This is a genomic window from Candidatus Woesearchaeota archaeon, from assembly GCA_021735165.1.
Classification (GTDB): Archaea; Nanobdellota; Nanobdellia; order Woesearchaeales; family 21-14-0-10-32-9; genus JAIPET01.
Genome location: JAIPHP010000026.1, coordinates 1 through 17,055 on the forward strand (window position 1 = coordinate 1; position 17,055 = coordinate 17,055).

Below are 17,055 nucleotides of genomic sequence, written 5' to 3' on the forward strand. Positions count from 1 at the left end.
ATTCAAAACTATATTGTCCACAGTCAAGGTGAATGGAGTTTACCTGATAATAAGCTTCCCGCTTACTATCAACAAAGGAAAATCAGCTCCTTTGCCTAAGCTGGATACCCCGTACTTCAGTGCGGGGAGGTTCATTTTTCTTTTAATTGTTCTTTTAGCTGTTCAAAAAATATTTTTATTTCTTGATTGTTTTTTTTAGCTATTTTCTTTGCTTTTTTTGTGTACATATTGTTTTCTCTTTTTAATAAATGTTTCTCTAGATGTTTGCTTATTTTTTCAGTTGTCCATCCTGCTTGAGATTTTTTCCATGTTTCTCTTATAATTCCTAGGGAACCTGATTTTTCTAATGTGTCAGCATCATGCACTATCATAGCTTCTTTTGTTTTAGCTTTTATTCTTCCATCATGGGCTTCTATACAGTGCATTATTTTTTTGATGTCTTCGTCATTTATTTTTATTTTTTTTAAGAATTTTATTATTTTATTTTTGTTGACTAAAGTACTTCCGATTATTGTTTTTTCTAGGTTTGTATCATGCAGCCATATTGCCGCTTCTACTATGTCTTTCCTTATGTTTTTGTCGCATAAATTAAGTGCTTTTTTATGCGCTCTAAATAAATGTCTATTACCTTTAGATTTTCCTCCAAATGTCAAGTTCCAATCTAGTTCAACCCCAAACTTTTTTATTTGTTGAATTTGTTTTTTGTTAATCATTTTATTCACTTATTTTTTGGTAGGGTATTTTAAATTGTGAATTTATTTTATTTGGTATGTGCGGCGTATTTGTCATGTGACCTTCTATTCCTAAAATGTATTTTCTGTTTTTTCTAATGTAATTCATTATTTCTCCTTCTTTATCCATTATATTTTCTCTTCCTAAAAATTCCATTCTTATAACACAAGAATGCTCCAGATTTTGATTTTTTAGTTCATTTATGTGTTTTATTGTTTTTCTTTTTGCATTTTTATCTATTTTTGATATTTCTTCAGGAAGTATGTGAAGAGGTCTTAATTGTGTTAGGTATACATCTTTTTCTTTTATTACGTATTCTAAATCTAAGGGGCCGAACAATTCGTAGAGTTGTTTAACGTCGTTGATGTTGTTAGCTAAGAAAGTTCCTTGAAGCGCATGTTCTATGTTTTTTCCTATTTTTTCGGTGTTTCCATTTCCATTAACTGCTATTTCTGGACTGGATGCGTAGCTAATTCTTGTTTCTTTATCAGAAATATGGATCACGCCTCCGGATCCTTTTATAAATTCTTGAATTACTATGTTGATTCCAGGAATATGTGCTAGGCCTATTTCTTCTCTGCTTTTTATAGCTTCTTCACTAAAATAACTTTTCATTACTTTTTTTATAGCAGTCTCTATATTTTCTTTTTTTGTAGATATTGATTCATATGTTCCTGCAAAGTTTGTGCTTCCATCTTCTCCGTACATACTTGATCGGGCTATTATGTTTTCCGGCATATCTTCCAATTCAACCTCATTCATACTTATATTTTCTATTTTATTTTCTATGTTTGTTCTAGTCTTTTCATTCATCTCAAATATATTATTGTATATGTCGTCTAGTATGTTGTTTTCATTTAATATTCTTTCTATTGCGTTAGTTGTTATCACTTTACTTTTTGGAATTTTATAGTTTAAGTTTAATGCTTCTTTTGTGTCGTACAATAATTTTATTCCTTTCCATTTACCACCGCACATTCCTGAGTAGAATAAATTATCTTCAAGATTTATTATTTCATATTTTTTTAATTCTTTTTTTAATTCTTCTTTTATTTTTTGTTTTTGTTTTTGTTGTTCAACCTCAAATTTTTCTTTATTGCCTATTTTTTCATTTTCTAGTAAAGTTATCAAGCCTAAACCTTTAGGTGACGTTGCATCTTTTATAGAAGATATGCTTTCTAATATTTTTTTGTTTTTTGTTTTATTAAGTATTTTTTTAATTGGTGTACCTATTGAGTCGTATGTGTCTCCTTTCATATCATTAATTTTGAGTTTGGATGGCATCCAATTATGGAATCTTATTAGTGCGTTGTAGAAGCTTCCGATGTCCGAATTTGTTTGTAGTGTTGTTTTTCTAATATCATCTATTAGTTGATTTGAATTTATTATTTCTTTATTTGATAGCTTATTCTCTTTACCAAATACTATTCCGAGCGTTTCTGTAGCTTCATCTATTTGTTTGTAGCTTCTTTCTATTATGGATGATAGTTTCAGAGTTATTTTTTTCCATGAATTTTCATCCATTTGTTCTTTTAAGGAGTATAATTTTGTTTCAAGAGCATCTAGTCCTCCACTAACCAACGATTTTTTCCCTCCTTTATTAAAAGGATTATTTTTTCCATCTCCACCTACTAGTCCTTCTATGCAGTAAAAGTCTGAAAGCAATTCCCAACTTATCAGTGTTTTTGCTAGTTCTCGATTAGTGTTGTATGTTTTTGTTTGATTGAGAATATTGTCAATTGCTTTGTCTGTTAAGTATATTTTCTGGAGAGTCATGTCTAATATTTGATTAGTGAATCTTGGTTTTTCTTCCATGTGTTTGATTACTTGTTCGATGATTTTTTTAGCTTTTGAGTCTTTTTCTATTTCTTTTTCAAAACTTGTATTGTTATTTTTTGCTCTTTGTATTATTTTTTGGAATAACTCTTCTTTTTTTAATATGCTAAATGGAATGCTTAAGTACTCAAATCTTTTGAAGACTCCTTCTTTTTTGTTTTTTTGTTTTATGAAAAATTCATCTTCATCTATATTCCCAAATATGTTTCCTTCTGCTATTATTTTTGTTCTTTTCATTTTTTTTCACGTTTTTATTAATCCTCGCCCCCGGATTTGAACCGGGAATCTTTCGGTATCAGCTGACCATTTTTCATCCATTCCAAGTTTCTTGGACCGTCGAATGGTTTCTACAGCCGAATGTTCTGCCAATTGAACTAGGCGAGGTTTTATAAGAATTAAATCTAGTATGAATTTTTTTTTTTTAGAACTCAAGCCAGATTTAATTCTGACTTCTAATAATATTTATAGTTGAAACTATTTGTAACAATTGTGGTTGTGGTTGTGGTTTTTGTTTCAACTTTCATGATTTTATGTTGATGCGTCAGGATTATATATTTTGTTGTGCGTTTTTTGGAAATATTCCGATAATCATATAAATAATTGAATATTATTCAGTTTTGATGAAAGATATAACTAAAAAGCTTGTTGATTTATTGCGATCAGGTTATTGTACGCCTCAGATTGCTAAACTTGCTAAAAAATTGAAAGAACCTTCTTCTACAATTCATTATAACATAAAAAAACTTGAAAATGAAAATGTTGTGAAAAATTATAAAGCAATTTTTAATCATAAGTTTATTGGTGAGGGGTTTTGTGTTTTTGTTCTTCTCAATCTTTCTCCTGAGGAATACGGTGATCCTGATAGAATAGCAAAAGACTTGTCTAAATATGATGAGATAGAAAGTATTAATATTATTACTGGTGATTGGGAAATATTATTAAAGGTTAGGTTGAAGGATCAGGAAGAATACTATAATTTTATAAAGAATGTTATTTCTAGAAAAGGAATTACTAAAATAAAATCTCTAACTTCTTTGAAAGAAAAAAAATCAGAATTCTATATTATTGATTAGATGTTTTCAAGATTCCTATTAATGCTTTGTTCATAGGTGCTTTTATCGTTTTAATAATATTTTCTTCTATGTGCACATTATTTTTTATTAAATAGTTTATTCTGTTCATATGTATTGATTCTTCAGCATTTTCATAAAATTGTCCAGAATTTTCAAAATAATGTCTATTTTTATTATAACAACAAGGTAAAATTATGAATGGTGTGTTTTGTTTAACACTCACTTCTATTATTTTATCTGTAAGTATGCCACAAGTGTGTATGCCTACTATCAAACCATTATTTATTTTCGGAAACTTTTCTTTTAATATGTCTATTTTTTTAAATCTGTATTTTTGTACTTTGACAGGATTATTTTTTTTGAAATAGTCATAAATTTTTCGTGCTTTTTTTGTTCTTTCTATATCTATTGCTAAAACCTCATATTTAAAATTATTACTAAGCAAGTCTAATCCAAAAAATCCATTTCCTGAACAACAATCAATTATTTGGTTTGCGTTTATGTTGTATTTATTGATCGAGTATTCAAATATTGTTTTTACTGCTTTAAATTTTTTAATTTCTTCACTATTTAAAAATTTTTCAAGACTCATTTTTTTTATAATTAAGTCTTACATATTTTTCTTTACCAACTTTCACGACCATGTTATTATATAAGGATATTTCTTTTTTAGGATCTTCAATAATTGCTGAGTCTATAGAAAATCCTCTCTGTTTTACTATGCTTCTAGCTTCTCCATTATTGCTTGCTAAATCGCAAAGTCGTATTATTTGTATAGGTGTAAGTTTTCCATTATTTGAATTGTCATATTCAACGCATACATCCCTTATATTTTCTGGTAATTTTCCTTGTCTATAGACTTTTTCAAATTCTTTTTCAGCTTCATTAGCTTTTTGTTCTGAATGAAGATATGTTGTTATTGTTTTTGCTAATCTTTTTTTTACATCTTTAGGATGTGCTCTGTTTTGTTTCATATCCATTTCTAAATGTCCAATTTCTAATTCATCTACGTCTGTGAGCAAAGTAAAATACTTGATAATAAGATTATCTTTTAATTTCATGATTTTTCTGTACATATCAAAAGGGTTTTCATCTATTCCCACTGTATTTCCGAGAGATTTGCTCATTTTTTCGTTTCCATCCAAGCCTTCTAATAAAGGCGTTGTTATTACTACTTGAGGTTCTTGTCCGTATTTTGGTTGTAAATCTCTACCGAAAATAAGATTAAAATATTGATCTGTTCCTCCTAATTCTATGTCTGCATTGAGCGCTACCGAATCATATGCTTGTAGAAAAGGGTATATTAATTCATGACCAGAAACAGTTTCTCCTTTTCCAAATCTTTTAGAAAAACTTTTTCTTTTAATTAAATTATTAACAGAATTTTTTGATAATAATTTTACTGTTTCTTCTAAATGCATATTTTTTAACCAAGAACTATTATAAACAATATTTGTTTTTTCAGCATCAAGAACCTTAAAAATTTGTTCTTTATATGTGTTCGCGTTTTTTAATACTTCTTCTTCAGTCATGGCTTTTCTTCCAGAGCTTTTTCCTGAGGGATCGCCTATCCTTCCTGTAAAATCGCCTATTAAGAAGGTTATTTCATGCCCTATATCTTGAAAATGTTTAAGCTTTTTTATTGGAACTAAGTGACCAAGGTGAATATCTGGGGCTGTTGGATCTACACCATATTTCACGATCATTGATCTATTTTCTCGTTCAGATTTTTCTAATTTCCATGCCAGATCTTCTCTTGTTATAATTTGCTCTGTTCCTCTGGATAAATAATTTATTTTTTCTTGAATTTCTTTTGATGCCATTTTTTTCACCTATATATTTAATGCTATTTTATGATATTTGTCTTTTAATTCGTGTTTGACTTTTTCGACATTAAATTTTACTTCTTCTATTATATGATCTATGTTTTCTCTTGTTATGTATGGGTTGATTATTACAGTTCTAAACACATCAATTTTTTCTGCGTTTCCATCTGATTTTTTTCTTTTGAATTCGTCATTAGATATGTATGCTTTTCCCGAGTCTAGTAGATTTTTTTGTGCATTTTTGTTGATATAGTTAATGTCTTCTATAGGTATGTTATTATTATATCTAAAACAGATGATGTTTGTATCTAGTTCGTTTTCAACTTCAAATCCTTTTTTTTCTATGTTGTTTTTGAAATATTCAGCTAATCTAAGATTTTGTTCTTGGAATACTTGATATCCTCTTTTTCTAATTGTGTTCAAACTATTCCAAGTTTGATATACTCCTTCTACACTCATGGATCCTTCAATTTTATTTTCTCCCGAGTTAAATATTTCATCTTCTTTAAACAGATATCCTGCTTCTTGATTTAGTAAGTCCATATCTTTTTTATTTTTCACCAGAAGCATTCCTGCATTGTAGTGAACATAGAGCATTTTATGTGGGTCCATAGTTATTGTGTCTGCTTCATTAATTCCTTTTAATTTTCCATCTTTTGAATTAAAAGAAGGGTGGAATATGAAGCCTCCTCCGTGTGCTGCATCTACGTGGAAATGAGGTTTATATCCTTTTTCTCTTTCAAATTCTTTAAGTTTTTTCCCTATTTCAGAAAGATCATCAATATTTCCTGTTTCTGTAGTTCCTGCGTTTCCAAAAACTCCTAAAATCTTATATCCATTTTCAGAATATAAGTTTAATTTTCTATCAAGATCTTTTAAATCCATTTTATGATTTTTTGTATTTACTTCTACATAATTTTCTTCTCCAATTCCTATCATTCCTGCTATTTTTTTAAGAGAATAATGAGATCTTTCATTTCCTAAAATTACTGTTTTTTCCAAACCTTCATACGAACCTCTTTTTTTGATTTTTGGCAAATGTTTATTTCTTGCTATGAGCGCTGCTGCTATATTTGCTGTTGTTCCTCCCATGGTCATGTTTCCCCCAGATTTATCTTTATAAATTGATTTTTTTAATTCTTTACTAGCGTGAAAAGCTCCTAATCCTGAAGTATCGGAATCGTAACCTATTTCATTATTAATCCAAGCCACTATTTGATTCTCTAATTTTGTAGCTCTTGCAGATACTTGCTGCGCTATTAAATTTTCATTCAAAAATTTTCCTGTAATTCCTCCTAAATATGAAGGTATGTTGCCGAATGGGTGCATTTGTCCTATATTTGAATGATTAAATTTCATCTCATCTTTAATTAATAAATCCAGGTTGTCTATTGAGTCATAAATATCTATGGGGTTTAATTGAACTTCTTCCATAGTTGAAAGCTGAGCCAGATTTTTAAGTTCTTCATCAGATGTCGATTTATCTCTAATCGAATTTATACTTTTTACTTTTTTTATTTCTTTAAATTTGTGATTTAGTTCTGTTCCTGTATACCATTTTATTAAGTTCGTCATAGTTTTTCCTACTGCGTTTGCAAAATATTCTGCGTTACTTCCGTGTGGATCCAAAAAATATTTTTCTCTATAATTTTTAACTTCTAATTCCAATTCTTTATCTGATAATTCTCTTACATCTTTCATTTTTATAGCTCCCGCTAATTCAGGTCTTGCTTTCAGCTCATTTTTTGTAGAGCTATCGCTAGTTCTTATTAGCGAATTTTCAATTTATTTTTCTGGTATTTCGAATGTTTCTTGTTTGTGTTCTTTGAGCACTATGTGTTCTTGTTTTTTTTCTATGTCGAATTTGTTTTGTAGTTCTCTGATGAAATCTGCGTATTCTTTCAAATTCTTGAACACGGTTTCAAGTTGGTAGTTGTATTCGTTTGTTATTTCGAGCATTGTGTTGATGTTTGGATGATTTTTTGTGTATTCTTCGAATTCTTGTCTTTGTTCTTCTTTGATTTTGATCATTGTAATGTTCCAGTTGTGGTGTCCTGTTTGCTCGTAGTCAAGGAGGACTGTGAATTTTTTGATGATGTATTTTTCCATATTTTTTATTTTGTTGTGTATTGTACTTGTTGGTATTCCTGTTTCCTTTGTGATTTCTGTGAGTGATTTTCTTGCATTCTTTCTTAGGTGTGATGTTATTATTATATCTGTCTGTTTCATTTTCGTTATAATTTCGATTTTTTCCGGAAATTTTACCTCTGGATGCCTATATTTTCTTTGTATGTCATGAATTCTTCTCTTTTCATTTCTTCCATTATGAAAAATTCTTTCTTGTCTTGTATTTCATATTGTTCGAGTTGCTTTGTGAATTCATCGAAATTAGAAATGTCCTGAAATATGGCTTCGATCATGAAGTCAAAGCCATTGTTTACTCTAAATAGAGTATTTACTTGGGGGTGTTTTTCCAGGAATTTTCGAAGGCTTTCTTTTTGTGTTTTGTTTGCTGTTATGAGTATTTGTATTTTTATATCATATCCTAACATTTTGTAGTCAAGAAGGGAGGTGTGTTTCATTATGAGTTTTCTTTTTTCGTATTCTTTTAATCTGTCAAATAATGTTGATACTGGTATTTTTGTTTTTTTGCTCATGTCTGTTAAGGGCATTCTTGCATTGTTTCTAAAAAAGCCAAGCATTTGCATGTCTCGATCTTTTATCATTTTTTTATCACCTTTAAACTTGTTTTAAAGGCCTAAAAATCATCTCTGATTTTTTTTGCCTTGATTTTTTGTGAATTGTTTTCGATTGTTTTGTGTTTCTTCCTGAATTTTGGGAAGATTTTCAATTGTGTTGTAATAATTATAGTTTAATTAATATATATACTTTCTTCAATTATAATTATTATGTGTAATTATGTAATTACTTTTGATTTTTTGAATAATATTAGATTGTTCTAATTAATATATAAAATATTTTTTTGAAAATTTTACATAAAACATAAAATATATATACTAAATATGCTTTATATATGAAATGGTTGAAAAATTTTCAAAATTTAAAGGCCAAATTAACACAAAGTATGCTGAAAACAAATTAGATTTAATTAACAGGAAAATTCTTTATTTGTTATCTCATAACGCTAGATATGGTTGTAATTCTATTGCAAAATCTCTAAAAATAAGTAGAGAAGTAGTTGCGTATAGAATAAAAAGGATGGAAGAAGAAAATTTTCTAGAAGGGTTTTTTTCATTAATTGATGTATCTAAAATGGGTTACCAAATGCATATGCTCTACTTAAAATTATACAATACAAGCAAATATGATGAAATATTGCGTGAACTTGACAATAATTCTCATGTTACAAGGCTAAAAGAATTAGCAGGGTCCTATGATCTCCAATTAATAGTAAGTTCAAAAAATATTCATAAAACTGATGAAATAATTGATGATATTTTAGGAAAGTTTGGAGATAAGATAAAAGACTATATTGTACTAAGAATAGTTGAAGAAAATTATATGGGGCTAGACTTATTATTAACAGAAGAAGAGAGAAAATTGGTGAAGATAAAAGAATCTAAAGGAAGCTCTTTTCAAAAGGAATTTGAGGAAAGAGAAGCAGATAATAAAACAATTGAAATAGATAAAAAAGACAATCAAATATTAAATATTATTCATCTTGATGCACGAGCTTCAATTAAAGAGATATCGGAAAAAATTAACTTGGCGCCTATATCTGTCGAAAATAGACTAAAAAAACTCATAAAACAAGGAGTTATAAAATCTATGTATCCTTTATTTAATATTGGACAATTAGGTTACCAATGGTATAAGGTTCTTTTTCAAGTAAAAAATATTAATAAGATACAATTTTTGGAATATTTGAAACAGCATGACAATGTTCTATGGTATATGAAATTAATAGGAAAGTGGAATTATCAATTTTCAGTATTTGCGAAAGGAAACGCGGAATTTCATAAGATACTTGATGATATAAGGAACACATTTTCTGATAATATAATAAGCTATGATTCGATAATAGTGTTGAACCAGCAAAAATTTGTTCATTTACTAAGTTGAACGATTGGAATGCTTTTCTCATTACATGCCTTTAATCATATCTTTGTTTTATTTAATATTATTCCTTTAGCGTAAGATACTTCGTTTTTTTTGATATGATCTTTTTCATTTCGATGTCTGGGTTGGTTTCTCACACCATCAACATATAATTCTACGTTTGGCTTATTAATTAATATTGTTAAGGGATGCCATTCCGCTGTTATTGGTGTGAAGAGGAGGCCTTTGTGTTTACTTGCATTTGCAGGTTTGTTTTTCTTTTCTAATTTATATGTGTAATCGATGTCTTTTTTTAATCCTATTTTTTCTGCAACATCTTTTGCAAATTTGTTGGGGTAATAGTCGTTGTTTTGAGGGTCAAGATTGAAGAATATTTTTTTGTAGTTATTTTTTAAATGAAATACTTCAATTATTGAATCTATTACGTTTTGTTCGTAAGGTAAGAGGGATGATGCTTTTTGTCTATCTTCATTTTCCCTTATTATTGTTGATATATATAGACCTAACTCACCTTCTATTATTGCTTCATGCATTACTGCACGTAATATTGTTTCTTCTAAATTTTTGTACTCCAGAATTAATGTGTGTTTGTTTTGTAATAATTTGTAACCTTTTTCTTTCATACTTCCGTTTTTTGAAATGCATGAAATGGGTTTGTCATAGTATGCTGTTATTTTGTTTTTTGAAAGTTCTATTGTATTTTCTAGGTCTTTTTCGTTTAGTAAATATTCTGTGTTTATTTTATTAATCTTTTTTGTTGTCACATCTTTGATATCTTTTGTCAAGTTGCTTTTTATAATCATTTTTGTGAAACTTTTCTTTATTTGGTCTATCAATTGTTTGTTCATTGTTTTTGATTCTGTAAGTTTCTCTCTTTTTCCTATCATATTTAAGTAATGGTCACTTAGGAATTTTTCTCTTTCTATTATTTTACTTATTTCGTCTTCTTGATTCTCAAAGACTATTCTTGCAATTTTTTTGAGTTCTTTTTTTTCCTGATGTGATATAAGAGGAGAAAAATATCGTATTGCGTCTGTTAGAATTTGTTTTGATTGTATGTTTATTCTTATTTTTTTTGTATATCCTAACATGTGGTGTTCTTCTTCTTCAGGGATGGTATGCTGTCCATCATTATTTATTAGTGATATTTTTTGATTTATGCTTTCTGTTATTTTCTTATTATATGGGTCTTTTATTTTTTCGAGTAGTTTTTCATTTGCATACGGAGGTTCGTAGAGTTGAATTGCGGATAATGTTGTCAAATCTCTAAAAGATTGCTTGTCAAGTATGGACTCATTAAGGATTAATGCAGTGTTGATTTCTTTTACAAAGGCAGGGTCTACTTCAGATAAATTGTCTATGAAACTATTTGCTTCAAATGCATTTGTCAGTATAGCTTCAGATATTAGTCTACTAAGCGATTGGCCAATTTGTTTTTCAATATGCGCATTTCGGGCTATTGAATCTATATATTTATCGAAGTTCTCAGGTTTGGCGTTTACTACTTTTTTAAGATTTTGTAAAAAGTTTTCTTCTAGAATGGCTCCTTCTTCTAATGCATGTTGTATTGTTGCTGCGAGATTATCTCTTCTAAGCATAAGATAATATTCGTATGTGTTTAAACTGTCCATCATATTTTTTATTTTTGTAGCAAGTCTCACTCCTTGCACCTTGTTTTCATTGTATGTTTTTTGTACATATTCTGTTGTTTTTATAGAACCTATTTTCATAAAGTCATCTATTAAATTTTTATATGGATCGTGTCCTATTTCTTTGTTCAGAAGAATTCTTTTCTGTTGTTTTGTGGTTGTTGTTCTTTGCAGTATTAGTTTAGTTTCCCAATCTTCTTCTGTGGGCATTTTGTAATTTTCATTTATGATTCTTAGTGTGTATATGTATTGTAAAATATTTTCCTGTACTTTTTCTATAACACGTTCAGGTTTTCCTAATTTTGTCATGAGAAATTTTCTAAATTGTTCATCATATGCTAGAATGTGTGAGTTTTCTAATGCGTAATCCATCGAATCTGGATTTATTGTTATTAGTAATCCTGCATTCTTTGTTATGGCGAGCTCTGGAGGGTATGTGTCTGGGTGTGTTTTTATATGTTTATTTTCTTTTATTATTTTTATTAAATTATCGTGCACATCTATTTTTTTTAGTAATTCGTTTGCAAATCTTAAGTACATAGAACACAATTCTTCTGAATGGTTTAATGTTTGCAGTATATCTTTTCCAAATATAAAAAATTTTGTTGGTTGTTCTTGTAGTATCTTTCTGCCTGTGTTAAAAACCATGTTTATCAAGGGTTCCGGCTTTAAAACATCGTTCAAACCTTTTATTATGTTTATTGTTTCTTTATATTCTGAACTTTTTGTTAGTGTATATTTTGCGAATAGGCTTGCTTCTTCAAGTAATCTCTTACTTTGTAAAGGTATTGTTTCTAGTATGTCATTTATTGTTTCATTTGTAGAGTGTTGCGATTCTTGTTCGATTTTATTTTTGTCATTTTCAAATTGTTCTATTAAATGGGTGTTGAGAAGCAGATCATCAAGAAAAAACAGAACTTTGTGTTTTTCTTGAGTTTTTTGACTCATGATTTTTGTAATTCTCCGTCTTTTAAAAAGATTTATTTAAATTATTTAATTTCAATACAGAAGATAAATATTGCAAAAAATATATATACTTCAAAAAAATAATTACTTTTTATGAAGCGAAAAGTCAATAGAGTAGGAACAAATACGCTTACTGTGAGTCTGCCTAGTAGGTGGGCAAAGCAGTTTGGAGTGGAAGTTGGCGATGAAATAGAATTAATAGAAGATGGCGGCTCTTTAAAAATTTGTAAGTTTTGTAACAATAAAAAGAAAAGTATTGAATTAGATGTTTCTGATCTTGATAGGACTTCTGTGATGTTAAAAATAAGAAGTGCATATAGATGTGGATATGATGAAATAACGGTCAATTTTAGAAACTCTAAAACTATGCATCATAGAAAAAAGAAAGAAATAAATGTTATAGATGCAATTCATCAAGAAGTAAATAAAAGATTGTTGGGCGTTGAAATAGTGGAAGAATCAAATAATTATTGTCTTATAAAAGATTTTTCTGCAAGTGATGTATCCGATCTTGAAAACTCTGTGAGAAGAATTTTTAGACTAATTATAAATTTATCAAATGAAATTTTGGAAAATGTGTCTTCTGGAGAATTTGATAAATTAGAAATTGTAGAAAATAATCATGATACAATAACAAAATTTGTTTCTTATTGTTTAAGATTGCTTATTAAGGATTCTAGTTTTTCCAAAGAAGAAAGAGTCATAAAATATCATATAATTGCGAGTCTTGATAATGTTGTTGATATAATGAAATATTTTTCTAGAGATGTAATTCGATCAAAAAACAAATCTTCAAAAGAATTCATAAAAGCAATAGAGCTAGTAAATTCTGAATTAAAGTTATATTATGAATTTTTTTATTCACAAAACAACGAAATTGCATATAAATTTAATGAAATCAGAGAAGAGGTAAAGGAACATTTACTAATAAAACATAAAAAAATGAAACCTGAAGAAATCCTATATTCGAACTATTATCGACAAATAATAGATATATTATGGGATTTATTATTGGCAAAGTTTATTTAGGTATACTTAAAGCAATTTCTAATAATTTACTATTTTCGTTATTTTCTACTTTTTCTCTTAAATCTCTAATATTCTCCTTTTGCTGATCATCCAATTCTTTTTCGTTTTCAAATTTGTGAGCTAAGTTAATTATTGATTCTCTTGATTTTTTTAAACTGATTTTATAATTATCCAATTCATTTATCCAATAATTGGTGAACAAATCTTCTGTCTTTTTAATATTTGGAAACGAAGAATATGGTAGCATAAGTGGTTTTTTTAATTCATCAAAAATCCTTTCTGATTCAGAACACATATATTTTAAAATGTGTCCTGAAAAATTTTTATCATGTGGTAAAAGCTCTAAGTTTTTTATTAAATAATCTGTTTTTGAATATATGTTTGTTAAAAATGCAATTGTGAATTCTCCGTTATAAATGTATTCATCAAAAGAATATGCTGCTTTAAAAGAAAGAAAACTATTAATTTTTTTAAATAATTCAAATTCTGTCAATGTTTTATCTGTGGTGGTATTATAATTAAGCTTATCAATTTTGTTATTGTAGTTATATTCGTTCTTGTATAATTTATTAGATTCTTCTAACATTTTTTCTATATCTAATTTTAGCATAATATTTTCTGGAACATCATATTTGGAATAATTTATGCTGAATGTTAAATTGAATAGATGTATCATGTGGTTTGTTTTTATTTTTTTATTTTTTTCATATTCTTCAATAAATTTATTTTCGCTATTTAATACCAATAAATTAATTAGATTTAATTTGTTTAGTTGTTCCTGTCCTACTATTATTTTAGTTAAATCATCTTCATTTAATCTTATTGTATTTAGAATAGGTCTATAATTAATATCATTTTCTAAAATGTTAAATCTGTCAATTAGCATATTTAATTGGACATTATTTATTTTATTAGATAAATACTCTTTTAAATCTTTGTTTGTTGCATCATTTATTTGAGATTCTAAATCATCATAAATTTTTTCTTTTATAAGTTTACTAAAAAAATCACTTTTTTGTCTTTTTTTATTAATTACTTGATTTTTTATATTTGAAATCAACAAATCGTTTTCTTCTTTCAATTTTAAATCTTCTAATAAGAATTGAGTCAGTATTAATGGTCTTATTGCTTCGTCAACTACGCTTATATCGCTATCTATATATGCGTATTTTTCCGGCACAATCAAAGGGTATGATTTCCTCAAATATGTTCCGTTGCCTATTGGTTCATATTTTATTTTTATTAAAGAATCTACAATTTCTTCAATTTCTATTTTTTCTTCTTTTTGTCTTTTTATCAGTTTAGAAATTGTGCTGGTTGTTGTATCATATTCTGTATTTATTTCTTCTTTGTTTTTTACTCTTTTTATTTGTTCATTTAGTATGCCGTGAGCTATTAATTTACTATATATCTTTTCTGTTTCATTTATTATTATTTCATCAAATTCATAATGATCTTTTAGATACTCGGTTATGTCTGTTTTTATTCTTTTTTTTCTTTCTAGTTTGTTATTTCTTTCTGATAAGATTATTCTTTTTTGTATTTCGTATATGTCCGAAAGAACAAGAATTGTTTCGTAATTTTTTGTTGGCATTTCTTTTTTTAATATTTTTAATACTTCTGGAGGAACTATTTGTTCTATTATTATTTTATTTTCTTCTAATTTATTAATTAATTCATAATGCATTAATCCGTAGTAGTTTTCAGTTCCTTTGGGATATTTGTAAGGGCATATTATTTTACCTTTGTTCAAAAGATTCATAAATTCAGCATTATCTAAAAAATATCCGTGTGTTTCTTCTGTTCCTTTAATATCTCTGGAGTCTATTTCGTATTTTCTCTTTGGTCTTGTGAGTGCTTTTATACTTTGCAAATTTACATTTTTTAACTTTATTTTTTGTTCAGTTATGATTTTAGATTTTCCTGTTCCGCTTGGTCCAAAAAAGAATATTGCTTTACCACTCATTTTTAATTGTGCTCCAATGTGCGTCTAGTGTGTGTATGTTTTTTTTAAGTTCTTCAGAATATATTTTTGTTTCTGTCGTGTTGCTTTTAGTTTGCTTCTTTAAAAAATATTGATCTGGGTAAATGAATTTTTTTTCATCAATAACTTTTATTCTTTCTATGGTGTTTATCATTTGATTAAGTATAACATTCATTTCTAATATGTTCTCATCTTTAATTCTTTTTTCTAAATAAGAAAATGAATTTCTAAGCGTGGATTTTATGCTTTTTTTGTATTCTTCATTTAATGTTGAATATCCCCAAAGTATAATGTTTTTGTTGGTATTTATTTTTCTATTTTTTAGATATGTTTCAGAGAATTGAATGGGTGGAAAATTGCTCATTTTGAATTTATTGCCTCGTTCAAATAGATTTCTTTCTTTTATAACAAAAGAATCTGAATTCTCATCAAATTTCGATATTGGTTGATAAAGTAGTTCTTTGTTTATTTCGTTTGCTATGAACTCATAGGTCTCTTCTAAATATATTAAATAAAGTTTCATTGTATTTCTACTATCATTAAGAAATGTTTTATCATTTTTATCAATGTGGTCTTTGTAGTAATCAAAAAATCTTATTTCATCATCTAAATCTATTATGTTCAATAAAACACGACTTACAAGATTCTTTTTTAAGTTTTCTTCATTAAAATTCATATTGTAATAGTTGTAATGTATTACTTGATTTATTTTTAGATTTAAATTTTCAGAAGTTAAATCTATTTTTTTTAATATGTTTTTTGTTATGTTGTTGCTTTTGTCAGGTGTTCCGGTAAATTCTTTTTTTAATTCAGCTATACAGTTATTTACTTCATTTATTCCTTTTTTTGAGTCATACTGTTTTGATAGAGCGTATATTTCCGTTAATTCATCTATCCAGTTATTTACTTCTTCTTCTAATGGTTTTATTGTTAATTTTCTTCCATTTGAGGTTATGTTGTCTAATTGTTTTTCTATTTTGAGAATGTTTAAAGGGTTTAATTCGTTATGAATCTTTTGTTGTTCGTGCTTTTTTATTTTATCTAGGTCTTGTTCTTTTATCTCATGTGGCCGTATGTTTAGTTCGCTTAGTGTAATCATTATAAGATCTTCTGTTGTCTTTAAATAAACATTTTCAAACTTATCTATATTATCTAGGTATTCTTTTATTGTGTTATTTATTTCTGTTTTACTAGCATTCGGGTTGAAATGTTCTAAAATTTTTTCTATTATTGGAGCTGGTTGTAAATATAAATCTGGTTTTTCTTGAAACAATTCTGGATATTTATTTTTTAGCTTTTCAAATGTTGAGTATCTAAAAAAATGATGGAGTGGATTTTCAACATTTATTAAGTGTTCTATAGGTATTTTTCTTTTTTCTTCTAATTCCTCATACTCCAAAGGACTTCCTGAATATTTATATGCTTTAAAAATAGAGATTAGCGCTTGGTAATCTTCCGAAAGGCCATAGGGACTACCAATTTTTACTTTTATCTTTTTTAGTTGTGACATTTTATTATTGTTTTTAGTTGCTCTTCGATTTTTTTATGGTCATTCGCGATTTTGTATGTTTATAATTATTTTTTTCATGGTGCGTAAAATGCCTGTAATATATAAATGCTGCTACTTTTAAGTGGTTTTTTGATTATCTTCAATGCGGGCGAGGGTGAAAGGCGCCGCACTGCTTTGGCCTGTAGGGTGTCTTAGCGCAGATAAAACTTCAATATAGAAAATAATTCTATTCCTGTGTTATCCCAAAACTATTTCCCTACGGTGAGTTAAATCAATGTATGAAACTCACAAGAGGGAAACTCATGGAAACAATTAGGCGAAAAAACGAGGGTGAAACTACTTATCAAGTTCGTAAAATTGCTGGCGTGAG

At 27.7% G+C, this 17,055-nt stretch carries 13 protein-coding genes and 1 tRNA gene; 3 read left to right on the plus strand and 11 right to left on the minus strand.

The genetic code is table 11. The features are described 5' to 3' along the window. Positions 1-131 precede the first annotated feature (131 nt). The 3 genes from K9L97_05710 to K9L97_05720 form a co-directional block, all read right to left on the minus strand. On the minus strand, positions 132-713 hold the full coding sequence (locus tag K9L97_05710) for a hypothetical protein (GenBank protein ID MCF7872501.1): 582 nt from the start codon (positions 711-713) through the stop codon (positions 132-134). A gap of 1 nt (position 714) precedes the next feature. Then, positions 715-2,805: a hypothetical protein gene (locus K9L97_05715; GenBank protein ID MCF7872502.1), complete on the minus strand. Its 2,091-nt coding sequence runs from the start codon at positions 2,803-2,805 to the stop codon at positions 715-717. Positions 2,806-2,826: 21 nt separating this feature from the next. Beyond that, positions 2,827-2,952 (minus strand) — tRNA-Tyr (locus tag K9L97_05720). A 236-nt stretch (positions 2,953-3,188) separates the two neighbouring features. Here K9L97_05720 and K9L97_05725 point away from each other — a divergent pair. Beyond that, positions 3,189-3,641, plus strand: coding sequence for an Lrp/AsnC family transcriptional regulator (locus tag K9L97_05725; protein ID MCF7872503.1), 453 nt, complete (start codon positions 3,189-3,191; stop codon positions 3,639-3,641). On the opposite strand, the gene K9L97_05730 is transcribed toward K9L97_05725, so the two are convergent. The 5 genes from K9L97_05730 to K9L97_05750 all read right to left on the minus strand — a co-directional run bounded on the left by K9L97_05730 (position 3,631) and on the right by K9L97_05750 (position 8,193). Further along, the gene (locus tag K9L97_05730) at positions 3,631-4,233 is read right to left on the minus strand and encodes an SAM-dependent methyltransferase (GenBank protein ID MCF7872504.1); all 603 of its coding nucleotides are present in this window, start codon (positions 4,231-4,233) and stop codon (positions 3,631-3,633) included. The genes K9L97_05725 and K9L97_05730 overlap by 11 nt on opposite strands. Continuing rightward, positions 4,223-5,464: a tyrosine--tRNA ligase gene (tyrS, locus tag K9L97_05735; protein ID MCF7872505.1), complete on the minus strand. Its 1,242-nt coding sequence runs from the start codon at positions 5,462-5,464 to the stop codon at positions 4,223-4,225. Before tyrS ends, K9L97_05730 begins: the two co-directional genes overlap by 11 nt. Before the next feature lie 9 nt (positions 5,465-5,473). Next, positions 5,474-7,168 (minus strand): hypothetical protein, encoded by a 1,695-nt coding sequence (locus tag K9L97_05740; protein ID MCF7872506.1) that lies wholly within the window; start codon positions 7,166-7,168, stop codon positions 5,474-5,476. 84 nt (positions 7,169-7,252) lie between these two features. Beyond that, the gene (locus K9L97_05745; GenBank protein ID MCF7872507.1) at positions 7,253-7,696 is read right to left on the minus strand and encodes an Lrp/AsnC family transcriptional regulator; all 444 of its coding nucleotides are present in this window, start codon (positions 7,694-7,696) and stop codon (positions 7,253-7,255) included. A gap of 32 nt (positions 7,697-7,728) precedes the next feature. Continuing rightward, entirely contained in the window at positions 7,729-8,193 is a 465-nt protein-coding gene (locus K9L97_05750; protein MCF7872508.1) for an Lrp/AsnC family transcriptional regulator, read from the minus strand. A 313-nt stretch (positions 8,194-8,506) separates the two neighbouring features. On the opposite strand from K9L97_05750, the gene K9L97_05755 reads away from it, so the two are divergent. Then, positions 8,507-9,550 carry an Lrp/AsnC family transcriptional regulator gene (locus tag K9L97_05755; GenBank protein MCF7872509.1) on the plus strand — a complete coding sequence of 348 codons (1,044 nt, stop codon included), beginning with the start codon at positions 8,507-8,509 and terminating at the stop codon, positions 9,548-9,550. A gap of 35 nt (positions 9,551-9,585) precedes the next feature. On the opposite strand, the gene K9L97_05760 is transcribed toward K9L97_05755, so the two are convergent. Next, on the minus strand, positions 9,586-12,144 hold the full coding sequence (locus K9L97_05760; GenBank protein MCF7872510.1) for a hypothetical protein: 2,559 nt from the start codon (positions 12,142-12,144) through the stop codon (positions 9,586-9,588). 111 nt (positions 12,145-12,255) lie between these two features. Here K9L97_05760 and K9L97_05765 point away from each other — a divergent pair, with 111 nt between their 5' ends. Then, complete coding sequence (locus K9L97_05765) at positions 12,256-13,191, plus strand: AbrB/MazE/SpoVT family DNA-binding domain-containing protein (GenBank protein MCF7872511.1); 936 nt, start codon at positions 12,256-12,258, stop codon at positions 13,189-13,191. Here the strand turns inward: K9L97_05765 and K9L97_05770 are convergent. Then, a complete protein-coding gene (locus tag K9L97_05770; protein ID MCF7872512.1) occupies positions 13,184-15,157 on the minus strand; it encodes a hypothetical protein in 1,974 nt (657 codons plus the stop codon). The two genes, K9L97_05765 and K9L97_05770, sit on opposite strands and share 8 nt — an antisense overlap. Continuing rightward, positions 15,147-16,685, minus strand: coding sequence for a hypothetical protein (locus K9L97_05775; protein MCF7872513.1), 1,539 nt, complete (start codon positions 16,683-16,685; stop codon positions 15,147-15,149). The genes K9L97_05770 and K9L97_05775 overlap by 11 nt, the downstream gene beginning before the upstream one ends. Positions 16,686-17,055: the final 370 nt, after the last annotated feature.